The 16171-nt window shown below is 51.3% G+C and carries 18 protein-coding genes and 1 tRNA gene; 12 read left to right on the forward strand and 7 right to left on the reverse strand.

Translation table 11 applies throughout. From position 1 onward, the window contains the following. Positions 1-108: 108 nt before the first annotated feature. Positions 109-1251, reverse strand: a complete 1143-nt coding sequence (locus H7U12_RS10655; RefSeq protein WP_186637220.1) for a DUF2652 domain-containing protein — start codon at positions 1249-1251, stop codon at positions 109-111. A gap of 459 nt (positions 1252-1710) precedes the next feature. Then, positions 1711-1911: a hypothetical protein gene (locus H7U12_RS10660; RefSeq protein WP_149089523.1), complete on the reverse strand. Its 201-nt coding sequence runs from the start codon at positions 1909-1911 to the stop codon at positions 1711-1713. Positions 1912-2279: 368 nt separating this feature from the next. Between H7U12_RS10660 and H7U12_RS10665 the strand changes: the two genes are divergently transcribed. Beyond that, positions 2280-2351 (forward strand) — tRNA-Arg (locus H7U12_RS10665). Positions 2352-3004: 653 nt separating this feature from the next. Here H7U12_RS10665 and H7U12_RS10670 read toward each other — a convergent pair. Beyond that, complete coding sequence (locus tag H7U12_RS10670; RefSeq protein WP_241749301.1) at positions 3005-3376, reverse strand: T9SS type A sorting domain-containing protein; 372 nt, start codon at positions 3374-3376, stop codon at positions 3005-3007. A gap of 161 nt (positions 3377-3537) precedes the next feature. Here H7U12_RS10670 and H7U12_RS10675 point away from each other — a divergent pair, with 161 nt between their 5' ends. The 5 genes from H7U12_RS10675 to H7U12_RS10695 all read left to right on the forward strand — a co-directional run bounded on the left by H7U12_RS10675 (position 3538) and on the right by H7U12_RS10695 (position 8445). Further along, complete coding sequence (locus tag H7U12_RS10675) at positions 3538-4656, forward strand: NAD(P)/FAD-dependent oxidoreductase (protein WP_186637223.1); 1119 nt, start codon at positions 3538-3540, stop codon at positions 4654-4656. A gap of 470 nt (positions 4657-5126) precedes the next feature. Further along, positions 5127-5867, forward strand: a complete 741-nt coding sequence (locus tag H7U12_RS10680; RefSeq protein ID WP_305123028.1) for an alpha/beta fold hydrolase — start codon at positions 5127-5129, stop codon at positions 5865-5867. Positions 5868-6242: 375 nt separating this feature from the next. Next, positions 6243-7352: a type III polyketide synthase gene (locus H7U12_RS10685; protein ID WP_186637226.1), complete on the forward strand. Its 1110-nt coding sequence runs from the start codon at positions 6243-6245 to the stop codon at positions 7350-7352. Continuing rightward, positions 7345-8088 (forward strand): methyltransferase domain-containing protein, encoded by a 744-nt coding sequence (locus tag H7U12_RS10690; protein ID WP_241749303.1) that lies wholly within the window; start codon positions 7345-7347, stop codon positions 8086-8088. Before H7U12_RS10685 ends, H7U12_RS10690 begins: the two co-directional genes overlap by 8 nt. A gap of 138 nt (positions 8089-8226) precedes the next feature. Further along, positions 8227-8445 (forward strand): hypothetical protein, encoded by a 219-nt coding sequence (locus H7U12_RS10695; protein WP_186637229.1) that lies wholly within the window; start codon positions 8227-8229, stop codon positions 8443-8445. A 78-nt stretch (positions 8446-8523) separates the two neighbouring features. Here the strand turns inward: H7U12_RS10695 and H7U12_RS10700 are convergent, their stop codons facing one another. Next, positions 8524-9426 (reverse strand): histone deacetylase family protein, encoded by a 903-nt coding sequence (locus H7U12_RS10700; RefSeq protein WP_186637231.1) that lies wholly within the window; start codon positions 9424-9426, stop codon positions 8524-8526. 181 nt (positions 9427-9607) lie between these two features. On the opposite strand from H7U12_RS10700, the gene H7U12_RS10705 reads away from it, so the two are divergent. Next, entirely contained in the window at positions 9608-10243 is a 636-nt protein-coding gene (locus tag H7U12_RS10705; RefSeq protein WP_186637233.1) for a porin family protein, read from the forward strand. 176 nt (positions 10244-10419) lie between these two features. Here H7U12_RS10705 and H7U12_RS10710 read toward each other — a convergent pair whose 3' ends face one another. After that, a complete protein-coding gene (locus tag H7U12_RS10710) occupies positions 10420-10977 on the reverse strand; it encodes a type 1 glutamine amidotransferase domain-containing protein (RefSeq protein ID WP_186637237.1) in 558 nt (185 codons plus the stop codon). Positions 10978-11065: 88 nt separating this feature from the next. On the opposite strand from H7U12_RS10710, the gene H7U12_RS10715 reads away from it, so the two are divergent. Further along, entirely contained in the window at positions 11066-11578 is a 513-nt protein-coding gene (locus tag H7U12_RS10715; RefSeq protein ID WP_241749305.1) for a TlpA family protein disulfide reductase, read from the forward strand. 5 nt (positions 11579-11583) lie between these two features. Beyond that, on the forward strand, positions 11584-12210 hold the full coding sequence (locus H7U12_RS10720) for a thioredoxin family protein (protein WP_186637239.1): 627 nt from the start codon (positions 11584-11586) through the stop codon (positions 12208-12210). 104 nt (positions 12211-12314) lie between these two features. On the opposite strand, the gene H7U12_RS10725 is transcribed toward H7U12_RS10720, so the two are convergent. Further along, the gene (locus tag H7U12_RS10725) at positions 12315-12668 is read right to left on the reverse strand and encodes a hypothetical protein (RefSeq protein ID WP_186637241.1); all 354 of its coding nucleotides are present in this window, start codon (positions 12666-12668) and stop codon (positions 12315-12317) included. Between the two features lie 287 nt (positions 12669-12955). On the opposite strand from H7U12_RS10725, the gene H7U12_RS10730 reads away from it, so the two are divergent. The 3 genes from H7U12_RS10730 (at position 12956) to H7U12_RS10740 (ending at position 15685) form a co-directional block, all read left to right on the forward strand. Then, the gene (locus H7U12_RS10730) at positions 12956-13597 is read left to right on the forward strand and encodes a C40 family peptidase (RefSeq protein WP_186637244.1); all 642 of its coding nucleotides are present in this window, start codon (positions 12956-12958) and stop codon (positions 13595-13597) included. A 285-nt stretch (positions 13598-13882) separates the two neighbouring features. Continuing rightward, entirely contained in the window at positions 13883-14761 is an 879-nt protein-coding gene (locus tag H7U12_RS10735; protein WP_186637247.1) for a YkvA family protein, read from the forward strand. Between the two features lie 171 nt (positions 14762-14932). After that, entirely contained in the window at positions 14933-15685 is a 753-nt protein-coding gene (locus tag H7U12_RS10740; RefSeq protein WP_186637250.1) for a M48 family metallopeptidase, read from the forward strand. Positions 15686-15860: 175 nt separating this feature from the next. Here the strand turns inward: H7U12_RS10740 and H7U12_RS10745 are convergent. Beyond that, positions 15861-16171, reverse strand: a 311-nt coding sequence (locus H7U12_RS10745) for a hypothetical protein (protein WP_186637253.1), incomplete at its 5' end; no start/stop codon positions are given.

Consider the following 16171-nt stretch of genomic DNA (forward strand, 5'->3'; position numbering starts at 1 on the left):
TCCTTTGTGATTGCCATCTCGCGGTAACGTTTACTTGATCTCCCTAACGCCAGAAGGGCGGCCGTTTTGCAACGGCCGCCCTTCTGGCTTTAGTAACTTTTCTATTTCTTATTTCTGCCTGTTTCTATACAGCTGCTCACAGAGTTGTTTGAGCTGGACAACAGAGGCTTTCATAAACCCTTTGATCTGCTTTCGGCCGTAATTCTCGTAGAAATAATCCCCCACTGAGACGCGGCTGTAGTGGAATTCCAGGGTGAGGTGGGTGCCTTCCGGCTCCTGGTGCAGGTAGTAGAAAATAAGGGAATTGGGGAACATCTTGAAGTTCGCCATCTTCTCAATGACTTCTATTTTATCATCGGCCACGCGGCTCTGCAAGGTCTGCATTTCAATAGCCCCGCCTTTCTCCATGTCACAGAAGTAATTGGTGCCAATCCGGTTCACCTTTTTGGTGTCAAAACGGGCGCTTTTCACCCGGTGCATCCACTTGGGTTTTAAGCGGTAGTTCTGAATGACGCGCAGCACCAACTCTGCCGGGGCTTTGATGTGCTCTCTCAGGGAGAAAGTGTTGGGGTACTGTTTGTGCGTGTGTTCCTCCTCGGGGTCCGTGACCAGCAAGCGCAGCGGCGTGAGGAAGGCATATTTGTACTTGATCTCGCCTACGTGGTCATAACTGTTCTTGCCGTCCTTTAACTGAGACCACTCAAAATTATGCTGCACCGTCTCGGGGCTTTGGGTGTTGAGATAACCCTCGGTCAGGAGCACGTATTCTGAGCCTTCTATGCTGTTTTTGAGCAAGCGGTGGGCCAGGATCACGTCAGTGCCCATGAGCTTGATATGGTCTCGTATCTGGGTCACACTGATGCGGCCGTAATGCACCACTATTTTAAGCGTCAGCTTGTTCTCTGACAGCTTGGGGGTAGACAGGCGGTCGTCCCGTTCCATGATGCGGAGGTAATTCTGGAAATCCAGGAAAATCTGCTTGCACTGGCTTACAATCTGGTCTATGGATGGGGCCTCGCCCAGTTTGTAAAACAGAATGGCATCGCCCTGAATCTCGCAGACCTCCATGTTCAGGATATTGGCCTCAATGATAATCTCCAGTAAGTCAGCAATCAGGTTACGGCTGTACTGCACCCCGTTTTCATGCATGAAACGGGTAAAACCGCTAATATCCGGAATGAACAACAGCGCGGGCTGCGAGTCATCCGCTTCATGGGGTGCTATAGAAATATTGGTTACTGTTGACTCCATGGATTATACTCTAAATCAGAAGCCGTTCCGTTGAGGCACTCAACCAAGGCTTTCCTGTTGGGTTACTGACCAACGCCACATATACGTGAATAACGCCTCTTCCTTTGCCTTTCAGGAGCACATAATGAAAATTTTTCCTGAACTTCTTTTTCCCAGGTGCCTTGAGCAAGTCACGCCCTGCCCGGCAAGGCCAGATGATCATGGCTTAGTAACGGCATTACCGGAAATAGTTTCGCTTTTATTGCTGGATTAGCACAGGAGGTATTGGGTTTCTATTGCCCTGCTGCTACTGCTCTTTTTGGGAAACGAAACGTGGTAATGCGAGAAGTCAGGAAACAGCTTTGATGCGGGCTTAGTCGTTTTACCTGCGTTTTTTTAAAAACAGGCTGAAAACAAAAAAGGAGTGAAGAATCCTACGCAGGATTATCTTCACTCCTTTAAATGACACTAAGATCCGGATTAGGAATTAGCGTCAGCGCTTTTAGGTTTACGACCTCTTTTAGCGCCCTTCGGCTTGTTTAATGAATCTGGAATTTGATTCAAAGCCTCATTCATTTGGCTAAAAATACCTAGCATCAATTGAACATCTTCTACATTTTGGCAGTCACGGATAACCTCCATCTGCATTTTGTCAAGCTTGCTTTTAAGTTGATCTCTCATAGTAACTGGGTCGTTTAAAATAAAATCTGTGCAAATATATAAATAACGTTGAATCTACAGCAAAAAGCCGTCCATTGTTCCTTCTTATTTTCTCTACGAATTACTCTTTGTATTTTGTTTCTTATTTCCTGAATTACCACAGTAATTATTCGTTTATTGAGAAACATTTTATAAAAATATAGAAATCAGGCGGATTCCCTGGCTCTCCTTGGGCGGACTTCTTCTTGTAATTAGCCGAAATAAGAGAAGAAAGATTGGCTAGTAGCGGCAAAAAACGTTAAGTTAGCCCAGAATTCAACGCTCTGATATTTCGCGGCATTTGATTTTCATTTACTTTTGCGAACCAGTTCCGGCTTGGTTTTCAAAAAGGCCCCGTAGTTCAACGGATAGAATAGAAGTTTCCTAAACTTTAGATAGCGGTTCGATCCCGCTCGGGGCTACACTTTTTCTTATCTCGCTCTTATCACGGGCAGCCTCAGCCAATCCGTTATCGTCTCGGGCTGCTCAATCTTGAATTTTCACCTAACTAGAATACGCAACTGCCCTTCCATTTTACCAACCACTTTCTTTATTCCAATATTCAGAAGTAGCTCAGATAATTTGGACCAAAAATTAGAATTATTCCATCTGCATTTCTTTGACAAAAACATAAAAGGGATAATTCTTTTAAAAGCACTCTCGGCCGCTCCCTAGAAAATTTTATTTTCAACCACTATGGATTGCCGCAAAGGCGTACCTTCTTTTATTTCCGGAAAGTGAAAGGTGTATTTCGTTTTAGAGCTAAAATGATTTACTAAATTTAAGCTTTTCTGCGGTTAGAAAACAAAGAGAAACACCAATCATCAAATGGCATTTCCTATCTGATTATCTGCTATTTACGCAGCCTAAAACACTTCTCCTCCTGCCATTTTCTGCAAGCAGAAGCAAACGAGAAAACAAAGGCATCAGACATTGCTCTTCTTACACGCTTTGTTGTACAGGACGTGACTTGTAGCCTGAGAAAATCGGCAGCTTTTATCCATCTTTGCTTTTGGCCTAATACAAAAAAGGCAAAACCTAGGGGTTTTGCCTTCCGCGTATCAATTGCCTGGAATTACCGGAGAACGACTTTCCTTACCTCGCTATATGAGGGCGCCTCCAGTTTCACATAGTAGAGTCCTTTTGATAATTTATTCAGGTCCAATGTTTTCAGGTAGTGGGTATCGGGGTCCTGAATCACCTCTCTATACACCACGTTCCCAATTACATTCATAATCCGGAGATCTGTCTTTTTACCCTCAAAGCCCTGCAAGGAAATGGTGATAACCCCGGTGGTGGGATTGGGGTACACAGACATAGACTGATCTTCTATATCCTCCTTTGCCTCATTCTTCTGTTCTGCCGTCATGGGCCGGGTTCTCACCTGGGCAGACGCATCATAACAGAAGGTGAAACAAATAATCAGTAAGAGTATAAAGTGTTTCATGGGGGTTTCTTTAAGCTTGAATATGAAAGTGATACAGCTACTTATTCCTATCTTAACGATCAAGGGCCCTGCATAGTTTTGCATTTTAGACTGAACAAATACGTAAATGATTTGTTTGAAATCACATCAATTGAATAAAAACAACATCTTAACCCCGCCTTATGGTTAGCCGCAAAGTCATTGTCATTGGAGGAGGATTAGCCGGCCTGGTGAATGCCCTGCAACTTTCGGCCCAGGGCGTTGACGTGACGCTGGTGGAGAAGAAGAAATTTCCCTTCCATAAAGTGTGCGGCGAGTACATCTCTAACGAGGTGCTTCCTTTTCTGAACAGCCTGGGCGTAGATATAGAAGAACTGCAGCCCTCCCGTTTAACCCACTTCCTGCTTTCTTCGCCGGCGGGCCGCACGCTCCAGACGCCGCTTGATCTGGGCGGGTTCGGGGTGAGCCGGTACAAACTGGATTATTACCTCTTTCAGCTGGCGCAACGCCAGGGCGTCACGTTCCGGCAACAGGTGAGCGCCACGGAGGTCAGCTTTGACGGCGCTTCCTTCACCGTGACGCTTTCGTCGGGGGAAAAACTGCAGGCCCCGGTGGTGATTGGCGCGTACGGCAAACGCAGTGCGCTGGACCGGCGGCTCCATCGGACGTTTTTTGAGGAACGGTCTCCGTATCTGGCCGTGAAATACCACCTCCGCACGCAACTGCCCAGGCACGTGATCGCGCTGCACAATTTCTCTGACGGGTACGCCGGCGTGTCGGCCATTGAGGAGGACCGCTACTGCTTCTGCTACCTGACTACGCGCCAGAACCTTAAAAAGCATGGCACCATCGCAGAGATGGAAGCGAACGAACTGAGCAAAAACCCTTTTTTGAAAGATATTCTCACCAACAGCGAATTCCTGTATTCGCAGCCCGAGGTCATCAATGAGATTTCCTTTGCGCCCAAAGCCTGTCTGGAAGACCACGTGCTCATGAGCGGAGATGCCGCCGGACTCATCACGCCTCTCTGCGGCAACGGCATGGCCATGGCCATCCACTCAGCTAAGTTGTTATCTGAACAGGTGCTGCTTTTCTTAAACGGGCAACAAACCAGAGCCCAACTGGAGACTAACTACGCCACTGCCTGGCAGCGCCAATTTGGTGCCCGTCTGCAGACCGGCCGCCTGGTACAGCGCCTGTTCGGGCAACCGTTTCTGTCTGAGCTGGCGGTCACCGGTTTAAGCTATTTGCCGGGCGCCGTGAAAGCCATCATGCGCCGCACCCACGGCAAGCCGTTTTGATAGATGAACATCACAGGTCAGAACCTCTTTCCGTTTCAAGCATACTTTTCAGAAACAAGGCTAAAAAGGCGCTGGGCAAAGAAGCTTTTGAAATGAGATCAGGGGTAGACATCAGGACAAGGGTACCAGGAAAACCAGCGAAAAGCCAATTTACGGGAAGGGAACTCAGAAGCAATCAGAGGTGTCTCAGCTTAAATACTTTTCGCTTTTACGGTTGTCTTTTCGTATAATCAAGAAGGTAGCACACAAGAGCTGTTAATTTTTTATAGTAATTTTGCGGGCTCTTCCCCCAAAAAATATTCCTATTAGCCAGGAGAACTAATCCAGAAGATAGTATTCCCCTTGCTAAAACAACGGATTGGGCCAGCCCAACTTTAGTTAAAGCCAAATTAACTGGTTACATAAATAAGCAGATCATGCATCCCTTGGAGAGAAACAATGTGAAGATATTTGGGAAAGGGGACCAAACCATGATTTTCGGTCACGGGTTTGGTTGCGACCAGAACATGTGGCGTTACATCACCCCTTCTTTTCAGCAGCAGTATAGAATTGTGCTATTTGATCACGTTGGAGCCGGGCAGTCAGACCTGGGGGCGTACGACTACACCAAGTATTCCTCTCTGCAAGGCTACGCCGATGACATTATCGAAATCTGCCGTCATCTTGACCTCACGAATACTGTTTTTGTAGGCCACTCCGTAGGAGCCATGATTGGGGTTTTAAGCGCCATTCAGGAGCCGGAGCTCTTTGAAAAAATGGTCTTGATTGGACCTTCTCCCTCCTACTTGAATGACGGCGAGTACAGAGGCGGATTTGATCTGCCAGACATTCACTCGATGCTGGAATTCATGGAGACCGATTACATGGGGTGGTCGGGCACGTTCGCTCCCTTTATCATGGGCAACCCTGACAACCCGTCTCTGGGGGAAGAGCTGACCTATAGCTTCTGCAACACCGACTCCAGCATTGCCAAACACTTCGCCCGCACTACTTTTCTATCAGATAACCGAGCCGATCTGCCGCACCTGCAAACCAAGTCTCTGATTCTTCAATGCAGTGAAGACGTGATTGCCCCCGCAGAGGTAGGCGATTTCGTTCATAAGAACATCAAGGATTCTACCCTGGTGAAGATGAAAGCCACTGGCCACTGCCCACACCTAAGCGCACCGCTTGAAACCATCAAAGCCATAGATTTCTATCTCCAGAACTAGAAACCCTGCGCATGGCGTGTCTACCAGTTTTTCCTGACACGCCGCGCCAGGGAAAGCTGATTCCATAGCAAGACACCATTCTGCTTTCTATTCAAAGCATTTCTCCTTCCATCTCTTCTTCAGCTTTCAGAAAGCAAGGCCACACCCGTTTAGAGCTCGTTTTTCTAAAAACAGGGCGAATCCGCAGCCTTCTAATCCTGATTATCCTGCTGGTTTCTTCTGAGATAGTCTCTGCGCTGGCTCTTGGCAAAACCTGAACCTGCCCAACCGAGTATGCAAGCAAAAGGCAATACATTCCTCCCCTAGCCCAGAAGCTTGACAAAACAAGCGGGGCGCTTTAAACATCTTGCCGCTTTTTTTGCTTATACTTAACATATGAAGAGTTACCTCTGCGCCATCGGCACGGCTAATCCACCGCATGCTTTTCCTCAGCAGCAAATCGCTGATTTCATGGCCGAGGCCCTTCAGTTAAACGAGCAGGACACCCGTAAGCTGAAAGCCTTATACCGGGTGTCTGGCATAGACCAGCGGCATTCTGCTTTATCAGATTATGGCCGCCAGAACGGCAACTATGAGTTCTACCCAAACACGCCGGGCCTGGAGCCTTTCCCTACCGTGGGTGACCGCATGCAAGCGTACCGCAAAGCCGCCTTGCCGCTCTCGGTGGAGGCCGCGCAGGAGTGCCTGGCCCAGGTACCGGACATAGACACGAGCCAGATCACGCACCTGATCACCGTGAGCTGCACCGGCATGTACGCCCCGGGGCTGGACATTGAACTGGTAGAGGCGCTGGGGCTCTCCACCCAGGTGCAGCGCACGTGCATTTACTTCATGGGCTGTTACGCGGCGTTCAACGCCCTGAAAACCGCCGACACCATTTGCCGGGCCGATGCGCACGCGCGGGTGCTCATTGTCTGCACCGAGCTCTGCACGCTGCACTTCCAGAAGCATCCCGAGAGCGATCACCTGGTTTCCAACTCCCTCTTCGCCGATGGCGCCGCCGCCGTACTGGTGAGCCCGCAACCGCTTTCCTCCTTGTCCCTGCGCGTGGATGCTTTTCACTGCGACCTGGCTCCTTCGGGGCACAAAGACATGGCCTGGCACATCCATGATTTCGGTTTTGAGATGACGCTTTCCTCCTATGTGCCGGCGCTGATCAAACAAGGCATCGGGCAGCTCACGCAATCGTTGCTGCAGAAGCTGAATTTGAAACTGGAGGAGATAGAGCTGTTTGCCATCCACCCGGGCGGGCGCAAGATTCTGGAGGTCATTGAGCAGGCACTGGGCCTTACTTCCAAAGACAACCGGCACGCGTACCAGGTGCTGCGGCAGTTCGGGAACATGTCATCGGCCACGGTGTTGTTTGTGTTGCAGTCGCTCTGGAAGGAGTTGCAGCCCACCCGCCATGAGGCGCCCATCCTCAGCTTCGCCTTTGGCCCGGGACTAACCCTGGAATCCATGCTGCTGTCGGTGCACTATGTTTAGCCAGCGGTCTACCCATCCGGAGTTGATGGATGATCTGTCGCTGGCCAGCGATGACCTGCGGCGCAACCTGGAGGAGCTGGAATTCATCAACGTCTGGCTGGGCGGGCACGAGGTGGTGCGCAACGGCCTCAACCAGATCATCAAACATCCGTTTTCGGCCCCTTTTCTGGAAAAGAGGCTGAAAATAGCCGATCTGGGCAGCGGTGGCGGCGACACCTTGCGCATGGTGGCCCGCTGGGCCCGCCAGAAAAACCTGTCCGTGGAACTGGTAGGCATAGACGCCAACGCCTTCATGCTGAACTACAGCACCTCCCTCAGCCAGGACTACCCCGAGATCACTTTCCGGCAGTTCGATGTTTTCTCCCCGGAGTTTGCCCAAGAGCAGTTTGACATTGTGATCTGCAGCCTGTTCCTGCACCATTTCCCGGATGGCCCGCTGGCTGCCTTACTCGCCCAATTAAAGGACCAGGTGCGGGTAGCGGTTCTCATCAATGACCTGCACCGGCACCCGCTGGCGTATTATTCCATCAAAGGGCTGACCAAAGTTTTCTCCCGTTCGTATCTGGTAAAGAATGACGCGCCGCTCTCGGTGCTGCGGGCTTTCTCCCGGCAAGACTGGCAGCGGGTTTTGGTCAAAGCTGGGGTTACGTCTTACCTGCTGCGCTGGAAATGGGCCTTCCGGTGGCAGATTATTTTCGGGCCGATTTCCGGAAAAGGGCACCAAAACAGAAAATAATTTGTAACTTCCTATAAAAGAGAGCTATATCCGTATTTGCCACATAAAAATACCGGTAACCCGGATGAGCTTCTTGTAAACGCGTAGGTTGTCGCCGTGAGGCCCAGCCCCGCACATTGTTTCACCAAATTTACTTCCATGGGTCGAAGTTCCTCAAAACAATCCATTCAGTTCTGGCTGCTTCTGGCGGCCTCCATTTTCTTATCAGGCATGGTCATCAGCCTGTTCTTCGAAATCATGAAGGTGATGATTTATCTACTCCTCGTGCTCCTGCTGGTGCCGGTGATCTACCTGGCCCTGAAACGCTCTCTCCCTTTCCTGGGAGGCTCTGACGCAAAACTGAAATCCCGAAATTAAGTAGACAGTAGTAGTTAGCTGTTGGATAATAGACCTTCAAACCAGAAGTCTGAACTCTGACCTCTAACTACTACTGTCTTAAAAGAAGATCTGCTGCGCCAGCCGATAGGTGTTGGCGTGCGCCTCCACAATATCCGCAATGCGGGTAGAATAGCCGCCGCCCATACTGGCGCACACGGGCACGCCCCGCCGGTGGCATGCCTCCAGCACCAGGCGGTCCCGTTCTTTGCACCCGGCCAGGCTGAGCCCCAACTTGCCCAGTTTATCAGAGGCCAGCACGTCTACCCCGCACTGGTAAAACACGAAATCCGGTTTCACCTGATTCAGAAGAGCGGGCAGGTGCTCGCGCAGAAGCGCCAGATAAGCGGCATCTTCCATCTTGTCGGGCAAGGGCACATCCAGGTCGGAGGTCTCTTTGTGCAGCGGATAGTTGTTGCCGCCGTGCATACTGAACGTGAACACCCTTGGCTCTTGGGCAAAAATCTGTGCGGTGCCGTTGCCCTGGTGCACATCCAAGTCGATGATCAGCACCTGTTGGGCCTTGCCCTCATCCAGGAGGTACTGCGCGGCCAGGGCGTTGTCATTGAGCAGGCAGAACCCTTCGCCCCGGTCAGTGAACGCGTGGTGCGTGCCGCCCGCAATGTTCATGGCCATTCCAAATTCCAGCGCAAACTCCGCGGCCTGCACGGTGCCGCCCATGATCATCACCTCGCGGTCCACCAGTTCCTTTGACAGCGGGAAACCGGTTTTCCGGATCTCAGAAGGCGAGAGTTCCAGGTTCCTTAAGCGTTGCCAATACGAGCGCTCGTGCACCCGCTCAATCTGGGTTTCCGAGAGCGGAACCGGCCGGAAGAAATTTTCCTGCGTAACGGTGCCTTCGTACAGTAACTGCTGCGGCAGCAGCTCATATTTGAGCATGGGAAAGCGGTGGTTTTCCGGCAGCGGATGCGCGTACACAGGTGACCAGGCTATTTTAAGCATATTTATTCCTTTGGTCCTATTTTAGGATTTTTTCCATTACAGCTCACGTCTACGTACCTGATAACCTTGCCCGTGGGTTGATTGTTTGCCTGCAACATTATAAGCACGAGACAGTATAACAGGTACAACCTTCTTTTCTAAGAAGAGTTTACTTTTTGCTATACCAAATGTACTACCTACTATGAAAAAGCTTTGTTTACTCTTAATAAGTGTATTTTTCTTTGAAGCAGCCCAGGCGCAGGAACGTGTCCTGAACCGTGGGGTCATCAACCACAACGAAGAGTCTGGCGGCGGCGAGCGCACCAACAGCGGTTTCGGGGTGAAAGGCGGGGTGCTGTTCAGTGCGCTGCAAGGCGACGGCAAAGACGCCCTGGACAACCTGAAGGCAACCCGAAACTGGCACGCAGGTTTCTACTCGCAGTTTAGCCTGGGCCGGGTATTCTCCATCCAGCCCGAGGCGCTGTACACCCGCCGCGAGGTAAACGCCGATGATTCTGACCGCCGGTTTGATTATATTGACGTTCCGGTACTGACCGTGGCCAACCTCACCGATAACATCAGCATCCATGCGGGTCCGCAGGTAGGCATCATGCTCACCGCCAAAGAGAATGACAAAGAAATTGACAAAGAAGGCCTGAACACCTTTGACTACGGCGCTGCCGCCGGCATAGAGGCCAAGGTGTCTATCTTCCGACTAGGCGGACGCTACTACCGCAGCTTCGCCGATTTAGGAAAGTTTGACCAGGCCAACGCCAACCGCGCACTGAATGACATCAAGGCAGGTAACTTCCAGGTGTATTTAGGCGTAGGGTTCTAACAAGCGTTAATAAAGGGTTTTAGTGAAAAGGTGCTTCCGGCAAGGAGCACCTTTTTGCGTTCAGGCCATTCCTGTTTTGAGCATGTTTTTCTGAAATTGCCGTAAAACAGCAAACCTAAAAAGAAAGCCGCCGATGATCTCCCATCGGCGGCTTTCTTTTTAGGTTCCTGAATTGGTTAAGACCGGTCGTGTTTTCCTTCGGCGAACTCCTCAATCATTTTCTTGTTGAAGGCGGGAATGTCATCGGGTTTGCGGCTGGTCACCAGGCCTTTGTCGGTGACTACTTCCTGGTCTACCCAGTTGGCTCCGGCATTAGTTAAATCAGTTTTCAGGGAAGGCCAGCTGGTCATTTTGCGGCCTTCCACCGCGCCGGCTTCAATCAAGGTCCAAGGGCCATGGCAAATGGCGGCGATGGGTTTGCCGTTGTCGTTGAAGGCGCGCACGAAGGCCACCGCCTGCTCGTTGGCCCGCAGGTAATCTGGGTTCATGACGCCGCCGGGCAGCAACAGCCCGTCATAGTCTGAGGCCACGGCACTTTTCAGTTCTTTGTCTACGGAGAATTCTTTTCCCCAATCGGTCATGTCCCAGCCTTTCACCTTCCCGGATTGCGGGGAGATGATGTGGGTCTCGGCCCCGGCTTCCTCCAGAGCGGCCTTCGGTTTTTCCAATTCTACCTGTTCAAATCCGTTTTCTACCAAGATGGCTATTTTCTTGCCTGTGAGTTTCTGTGTCATAATTTAGATGTTCTAGGTGTTAAATGCGTATGTACTTGTACTTTGCTATTGATAGAATCGTTACATTGGTATGAAAAACAGCGCTTTTATGTCTCTGAGGAGAATTCTTTGCCTTTGCTTTGTGATGGTCGGTTTTCTACTGACCGGCTCCGCCGTGGCCCAAACCCAGAAAGTACCTATGGTGAAATTGCCGCACCTGCAGAAATACCTCAACTCTACCTCAGATACTACTTATATTATCAACTTCTGGGCTACCTGGTGCAAGCCCTGCATTGAGGAACTCCCCAACTTTGAGGCCCTTCAGAAACAGTATGCCGGCCAACCGGTGCAGGTGGTGCTGGTGAGCATGGATTTCGCCAAGGACCTGGAGAAAAAGGTGGTGCCGTTTGTCACAAGGCATAAGCTGCAAAGCCGGGTGTTTCTGCTGGACGAGCCGGACCAGAACGCCTGGATTGATCTGGTAGACCCTTCCTGGAGCGGCGCCATTCCAGCCACGCTTTTTGTGAACAATGCCCGCAAGCAGCGCCTTTTCGTGGAGAAACCCATCACGCTGGCGCAGCTACAAGACTACATGACTTCTAAATTCTCCAAAACCCCCTAACCCGTATGAAAAAGCCCTACTACTTCCTCTTGCTCCTGAGCGTGTTCACGCTGCTGGGAACCTCGGCCTACAAAGCCGCCGATGGCGGTTATCAGGTGGGTGACACCGCCTCTGACTTTAAGCTGAAAAACGTGAACGGCCAGCTGATAAGCCTGCGTGACCAGAAAGAAGCCAAAGGGTTTATTGTGACCTTCACCTGCAATACCTGCCCGTACGCCAAACTCTACGAAGATCGGCTGATTCAATTGCATCAGAAATACGCCGCCAAAGGGTATCCGGTCATCGCCATCAACCCGAACGACGTGACCGTTTCGCCGGATGATTCCTACGCCCAGATGCAGAAGCGGTCCAAAGACAAGAACTTCCCGTTTGTGTATCTCTATGACGAAACCCAGGAAGTAGCCAAGAAGTACGGCGCCACCCGCACCCCGCACGTTTACATTCTCACCCGCTCTGGCCAGGACCTGAAAGTGTCTTACATTGGCGCCATTGATGACAATTCAGGTGACCCCACCAAAGTACAGAAACGGTACGTGGAGGCCGCTCTGGACAACCTGCTCACCGGAAAAGCGGTGCCCCAAGCCAGCACCAAGGCCATTGGCTGCACCATTAAGTGGCGTAACAACAGCTAAGTTTTCCTGCCTAAAATTGAAGAAGCCGTTTCGGGCCTGTTTCTGAGAAAACAGGCCCGAAACGGCTTCTTTATGTTACTGGCTAAAATAGTCCTATTCTGATGCTATACTTGCGCGGCAGGTGGATTCTTGGACTGAGTCCGGACCAAGTGGGTTTGCTTTGTCCCGGCCAGGCGCGCCTCCACCTCATACTTGTTGTTGTAATAGCCCACCCGCAGTGACTCCACAAAATAAAGCCAAAGGAACCGGAGGTAGCCATGTTCCTGAAACTGACGCACATGGCAGAGCTCATGGGCCACCCAGGGGGTATCCCGCAGAAAGTTCTCTTTGGAAACTCCGCTTAAGTGTATAGTTTTGCCCAGTACCATGGCCACGTTGGAGCTCTTCAACACCCAGCGGGCAATGCGGGCGAAAGGTGACTGCTCAATAATTTTCAGATTATTTTCCAGGGGCTGCATCCTTTTTTCTTTTGCCAATTTATACGCAAACAAGGCCGTAAGGCTACATTTCTCCTCTCTTCAACTTTATTTTTCCTTCTTAAATACTAAAAGCGCGCTTTTACGAGTTTGTTTTTAAAAGGTTTCGTTTTACCTTTGAAATAGTGAGAATATGTTGGGCAACCACATACTCACGGTAAAAGGGCTTTCTTCCTGTTTTTTGGGCGCTTTAGGACGCTGACAGCTGGAAGGGCCGCGAGTGGTCTCTGCTGCAGCCGGTACCACCCGATGTTTCACCATTAAAACAGATGATGAAAAGTTACATTCTGTCTGCACTAGCCTTAGGCTCTGCGTTCTTGTCCTTCTTCTATGAAGTACAACCTTCTTCAGCCACCATTTATTCTGAAGAATCTCTTGTGACCACCCCAGCTGACCAGATTCAGGAATGGGCACTGGAACACAACTCTCTCAGCTCCTCTGACCCGGTCAACGAGGTAGCCCGAGAGAAAACCCTTACCTACAAAGATTCCCTCTTCTACAACTACTATTCCCAGTCTCTGGGCCTGCAGCTGGACTTCGACGAAGACAAAGAGTTGCTGGAAACCGTGTCTGACTGGATCGGGACGCCGTACCGCTCCGGCGGAAACAGCCAACGCGGCACCGACTGCTCTGGCTTTGTGAGCAGAGTCTACAAACAAGTGTACGGCATCAACCTCACGCACAGCTCCCGCTCCATGTTCCAGGAAGTGAACAGAGTCTCTAAAAACGCCATGGAAACCGGCGACCTGGTTTTCTTCCGCAGGGGCCCCGGCCAACCCATCTACCACGTGGGCATTTACCTGCAAGACGGAAAATTCATCCACGCGGCTTCTAAAGGGGGCGTGATGATCAACTCCCTCATGTCGCCTTACTACAAGAAGAACTTTTACGCCGCCGGCAGAGTCATCTAAGCCTGGCCGCTCACCCTTTATAAAACGCCTGCTCTGGTTTACAGGGCAGGCGTTTTCTTTTGCCCAGCGTTTTTGCCCTCTTTTCTGAAAATCAAGTAAAAAACGGCTTTAAATTTAACCCGGATGGCGCTAACTATTTGAGGGGAAAGCAGTATAAAAGATGCTACTCACCAGAACGCAAGCCGCAGATGGTCCTTTCTTGTTCCGCGGATATTTTTTTGTTACTTCGCCCCGGGCGTAGAGACGTTCTGGTGCCTGGATCTGTACTTTTAACTTCAAATTCATATGGAAAACGAAACCAATAATAACCACAAGAACGCGCATGAATCATCTGCCTTCAAGCGCTTCCTCAACAAAGCCGAGGAGTATGTCCGGCAGCCGCTGCGCATCAAGCAGCTCCTGAACGATGCCTACCAGAAAGCCAGCGAGAAAAAAGACTTCGGGACCATTGCCGGCGAGGCGGTAGAAAGCCTCTCTACCTTGATCCGGATGATCAAGGCGTCGGTTTCCGGGGAGTACCACGGCATTCCCAAGAACACCGTTATCATGGGCGTGGCCGTGCTCATCTATTTCCTGTCGCCCATTGACATGGTGCCTGACTGGATTCCGGTGATTGGTCTGCTGGACGATGTGAGCCTGCTGGCCTGGTTCATGACCAGCATCAAAACCGAGATGGACAAATTCCACGCCTGGGAAGCGACCCAACCCGGCCGCGCCACCACGGGTACGGAGATGGTAGCCGCCTCGGCCATGAGCGTTGACACCTCGGCCCATACGCCTAAGTACGAAAACGAAGCTGCCGGCTCTTACGGCAACAGCCGCACAACCGCTCCTTCTAACAGCGGAATTGGTTCATCGGGCACGCAGCAGAACCCTTCTTACGGCGAAGGCAACATGCAGGTAGGCAACAACTCCTCCGGCTCCCAAGGCTCTACCGGCGGAATCATCCCAGACCAGAACGACATTCCGGTGACCAGCTATCACTCCGTGGAAGGCACTCCCATCCAGGAAATCGACCCTACTGCCACCCATGATGCCGCCCCCACCGATCATGGTGTGCCTTCGGGCTACGGCGAGCCCAACGTACGGGCTTCCACCACAGACAGCACCCGCGTTCCCAGCAGCAACAGCTATGACACCGACCACGGCGGCAACGTACGCTAGGTTTTATTGAAAATTGGCGTGAAGGGCAATACGCTTTCATCCTCCTCTTCTATCCACAATTTACAAGCAAAAAGACGTCTCTTACGGGGCGTCTTTTTTGTTTCTGCGCTTTGGGGCCGTTTTTCGGAAATGGCACGAAATCTAGGGCCAAGCTGTATCTTTGCAACCGATATGGAGCGGAAGAAAAGTACCTCGGCCCTGCCCAAGGGGATTCTGGAGAAGGAGATTGATACCATCGGCCTAGTGCAGTTTGTGCCCAGCGCCACGGCCAAATACGTCAGAATTAGCATACGGCCCGGCAAAGGCGTGCGCGTGACGCTGCCCAAACGCGCGACCCTGGCCCAGGCCGAGGCTTTTGTGCAGGAGAAAGCCCCCTGGATCAGAAAGCAACTGTCTTCGCAGCAGCAGGAACAGCACAAAAAGACGCTGTTCTCGCCGGATGCGGAGTTTAAGACCCGTTTTCACCAACTGCTACTGCTTCCGCATCCGTTGCCGCACTGCAAAAGCCGCCTCAAAGATGGCGTGCTGTACGTCTGGTACCCAGAGCAGGTAGAGTGGCAGCACGAAGATGTGCAGGACTACATCAGAAACGCGGTGGAATACACCCTGCGCCTGGAAGCCAAACGCTACCTGCCGCAGCGCGTGGCGCACTTCGCCCGGCAGTTTGGGTTCTCCTTTCAGCAAGTGACCATTAAGAACGCCAAAACCCGCTGGGGAAGCTGCTCCTACACGAACAACATCAACCTGAACCTCCACCTCATGCGCCTCCCGGAACACCTCTGCGACTACGTGATCCTGCATGAACTCGCCCATACGGTGGAAAAGAACCACGGCCCCCGGTTCTGGGCGCTCCTAGACAAAATCAGCGGCGATGCCAAAGGACTGGACAAACAGTTGAAAGCGTACCGCCTGCAGGTGTACTAGAAGGAGTCCTGAGTTCTGAGTCTTGAGTTCTGAGTGATTCAGAGTGTAGTCCTGCAGATTGTAAGCGACAGCGCTTTGGGGCTACTTTTCAGAAAACGGGCCCTAAACGCCACCCACCCCAACCCCTCCGAGGCGGGGAATTCCAACCTGCGTCAGAAGCTAGCTCCCTGCTGTCTTAGTTGTTGGTGAGGACACCAACAACGGCCAGTTCTTCCACCCCGTCCGCAGGACGATACAGGTATTGCAGCAGTTCCTTAACCCTATACATGAACATGCGCCGTCTCTTAACTGGGCCGCTTGCGTAGCCCGAAGCAAGGGGAAGCGCAAGCAAGAACGTCACCAACCGTAATGGCCTATCTGAGCTATGAAACAGAAGGCCTTCACCAGGTGTCATAAGTAGTGAAGAAAAGACTGTCTGAGCGTCAGCGAGTTTCTTTTCTTCATGATTCTTTTGGTTACTTTTCTCATCCAGGAGAAAAGTGACAA

This window comes from Rufibacter sediminis, assembly GCF_014269285.1.
In the GTDB taxonomy this organism is placed as follows: Bacteria; Bacteroidota; Bacteroidia; order Cytophagales; family Hymenobacteraceae; genus Nibribacter; species Nibribacter sediminis.

Coding starts and splice junctions, on each gene's coding strand:
- H7U12_RS10655 (WP_186637220.1), bottom strand. CDS start 1,251: ATGGAGTCAACAGTAACCAATATTTCTATAGCACCCCATGAAGCGGAT.
- H7U12_RS10660 (WP_149089523.1), bottom strand. CDS start 1,911: ATGAGAGATCAACTTAAAAGCAAGCTTGACAAAATGCAGATGGAGGTT.
- H7U12_RS10670 (WP_241749301.1), bottom strand. CDS start 3,376: ATGAAACACTTTATACTCTTACTGATTATTTGTTTCACCTTCTGTTAT.
- H7U12_RS10675 (WP_186637223.1), top strand. CDS start 3,538: ATGGTTAGCCGCAAAGTCATTGTCATTGGAGGAGGATTAGCCGGCCTG.
- H7U12_RS10680 (WP_305123028.1), top strand. CDS start 5,127: ATGATTTTCGGTCACGGGTTTGGTTGCGACCAGAACATGTGGCGTTAC.
- H7U12_RS10685 (WP_186637226.1), top strand. CDS start 6,243: ATGAAGAGTTACCTCTGCGCCATCGGCACGGCTAATCCACCGCATGCT.
- H7U12_RS10690 (WP_241749303.1), top strand. CDS start 7,345: ATGTTTAGCCAGCGGTCTACCCATCCGGAGTTGATGGATGATCTGTCG.
- H7U12_RS10695 (WP_186637229.1), top strand. CDS start 8,227: ATGGGTCGAAGTTCCTCAAAACAATCCATTCAGTTCTGGCTGCTTCTG.
- H7U12_RS10700 (WP_186637231.1), bottom strand. CDS start 9,426: ATGCTTAAAATAGCCTGGTCACCTGTGTACGCGCATCCGCTGCCGGAA.
- H7U12_RS10705 (WP_186637233.1), top strand. CDS start 9,608: ATGAAAAAGCTTTGTTTACTCTTAATAAGTGTATTTTTCTTTGAAGCA.
- H7U12_RS10710 (WP_186637237.1), bottom strand. CDS start 10,977: ATGACACAGAAACTCACAGGCAAGAAAATAGCCATCTTGGTAGAAAAC.
- H7U12_RS10715 (WP_241749305.1), top strand. CDS start 11,066: ATGTCTCTGAGGAGAATTCTTTGCCTTTGCTTTGTGATGGTCGGTTTT.
- H7U12_RS10720 (WP_186637239.1), top strand. CDS start 11,584: ATGAAAAAGCCCTACTACTTCCTCTTGCTCCTGAGCGTGTTCACGCTG.
- H7U12_RS10725 (WP_186637241.1), bottom strand. CDS start 12,668: ATGCAGCCCCTGGAAAATAATCTGAAAATTATTGAGCAGTCACCTTTC.
- H7U12_RS10730 (WP_186637244.1), top strand. CDS start 12,956: ATGATGAAAAGTTACATTCTGTCTGCACTAGCCTTAGGCTCTGCGTTC.
- H7U12_RS10735 (WP_186637247.1), top strand. CDS start 13,883: ATGGAAAACGAAACCAATAATAACCACAAGAACGCGCATGAATCATCT.
- H7U12_RS10740 (WP_186637250.1), top strand. CDS start 14,933: ATGGAGCGGAAGAAAAGTACCTCGGCCCTGCCCAAGGGGATTCTGGAG.